The sequence below is a fragment of the Pseudomonas sp. NPDC090755 genome, assembly GCF_044769005.1.
Lineage (GTDB): Bacteria > Pseudomonadota > Gammaproteobacteria > Pseudomonadales > Pseudomonadaceae > Aquipseudomonas.
Genome location: NZ_JBIVXC010000056.1, coordinates 1 through 2,388 on the forward strand (window position 1 = coordinate 1; position 2,388 = coordinate 2,388).

At 58.3% G+C, this 2,388-nt stretch carries 1 protein-coding gene and 1 pseudogene; one reads left to right on the forward strand and one right to left on the reverse strand.

Going from position 1 to position 2,388, the window contains the following annotated elements:
- Positions 1-1,736: Ig-like domain-containing protein (locus tag ACIQUS_RS27195; RefSeq protein ID WP_403054257.1), on the reverse strand; the 1,736-nt coding region annotated here is incomplete at its 3' end.
- A gap of 491 nt (positions 1,737-2,227) precedes the next feature.
- On the opposite strand from ACIQUS_RS27195, the pseudogene ACIQUS_RS27200 reads away from it, so the two are divergent.
- Positions 2,228-2,388: pseudogene (locus tag ACIQUS_RS27200) on the forward strand (transposase); the annotation flags it as partial.

Consider the following 2,388-nt stretch of genomic DNA (forward strand, 5'->3'; position numbering starts at 1 on the left):
TGGACGGTCGGCGACTCCAGGCTCCAGTTGCCACCGCCATCAACCACGACAGTGCTGGTGCTGTTGTCAGGCCAGGTCACGGTGACCGTGCTGCCCGGCTCGGCAGTGCCCGACGCATCGATTTTGCCATCGGCATCGGCATCGGCCACGACCAGCGTCGGCGCGTTCGGCGCCACGTTATCGGTGTAGATGACAGTGACCGAGTCACTGGTGTTGCCCGCCGCATCGGTCGCCTCGGCGATGACCTCGCCCGGCTCCTGGACGGTCGGCGATTCCAGGCTCCAGTTACCACCACCATCAACCACGACAGTGCTGGTGCTGTTGTCAGGCCAGGTCACGGTGACCGTGCTGCCCGGCTCGGCAGTGCCCGAGGCATCGATTTTGCCATCGGCATCGGCATCAGCCACGACCAGCGTCGGCGCGTTCGGCGCCACGGCATCAGTGTAAATGGCAGTGACCGGGTCACTGGTGTTACCCGCGGCATCGGTCGCCTCGGCACGGACTTCGCCCGACTCCTGGACGGTCGGCGACTCCAGGCTCCAGTTACCACTGCCATCGGTCACGACAGTGCTGGTGCTGTTGTCAGGCCAGGTCACGGTGACCGTGCTGCCCGGCTCGGCAGTGCCCGAGGCATCGATTTTGCCATCAGCATCGGCATCGGCCACGACCAGCGTCGGCGCGTTCGGCGCCACGTTATCGGTGTAGATGACAGTGACCGAGTCACTGGTGTTGCCCGCCGCGTCAGTCGCCTCGGCGATGACCTCGCCCGGCTCCTGGACGGTCGGCGATTCCAGGCTCCAGTTACCACCACCATCAACCACGACAGTGCTGGTGCTGTTGTCGGGCCAGGTCACGGTGACCGTGCTACCCGGCTCGGCAGTGCCCGAGGCATCGATTTTGCCATCGGCATCGGCATCGCCCACGACCAGCGTCGGCGCGTTCGGCGCCACGGTATCGGTGTAGATGACAGTGACCGAGTCACTGGTGTTGCCCGCAGCATCGGTCGCCTCGGCGATGACCTCGCCCGGCTCCTGGACGGTTGGCGACTCCAGGCTCCAGTTGCCACTGCCATCAACCACGACAGTGCTGGTGCTGTTGTCAGGCCAGGTCACGGTGACCGTGCTGCCCGGCTCGGCAGTGCCCGAAGCATCGATTTTGCCATCGGCATCGGCATCGCCCACGACCAGCGCGGGTACACTCGGCGCAATATTACCGGTTGAGCCTATTGCTGAAGAGCCGCCATTATCATGATCATCACTACCACCACTACCACCACTACCACCACTACCACCACTACCACCAAACGCTAGAGCTCCCGCCCCCAAAACCCCCAAAGCGCCGAGCGCAGCACCCTCAAGCGTAAACCCAAACAATGCATCGTCATTCGCATCCGATGCCGAATCATATAAAACGCCGTCAGCGGCATACTCTACTGTTCCGTCTCCCGAAACGATCAGTAACGTGTCACCATTGTCATCCTCCAGAACAAACTCTGGATTTACTACAGCGAAATAACCCTCAATAACAATTACTTCCTTGCCATCCTCCATCACCACCAGATCGTCACCCGAGCGCTTAACAACCACTCGATGGGTTGACAAAGAGTCCTCGACCTTGACAACGTACTTAACAAAAGAAGCTGCCTTCAGCCGCAGCGGCGCTAAATTGTTTTCATGAGTTTGAACGTCTATGATCTTAGCCGCTTCGCCAACCCGAACAATTTGGAGGGTAATCATTTTAAAACCTACAATTCAATTAAAAATCAAAATTTAAGGGATATACATCCATTAGCTGGTCTAGTGCTAGAGAACAACCACAGCATTGTTCTTCATTGCCGACTCGCTTCAACGTATAAATCCATTCATATGTATTATTCGCCCCCATGCAATCAAACAATTGACAGCAAGGACCAATAATTTGACTTTTAACGACTACACCTTTTCAGCAACTCCTCGATCCGATATACGGAAGCCTTCCAGCCACCCAAGGAGCGGCGCACCATTTTGGAGCATCTACCAGACACTTCAAACATCGACACCCTGGATATCCCCCATCGACACATTAATATGCGCCGCTCCACTCGAAGGCTTGCCCCCTCGAAGAGCCAGAAAACTACAGCCGCCTGGATGAGCTCGTGCCGCTGCCTGATGGTGCGCGTACAGCCCAGCATCAAGCAGGTGTCCACCGCGTGCGCTCGAACGGGCAGGTCAGCGACGCCTGAAGCAGGGGACGGCCTCGCTTGAGCGACTGACTGATGCTTGATGGTGTGCTCTGGGTGCTCTGCTCCGCTGCCGCGTGGCGAGATATGCCAGACCGCTTTGGCCCATGGTCAACGGTGTATCAACGGTTCAGGGGCTGGCGAAACCAGGGAACGTTCGATCAGATGCT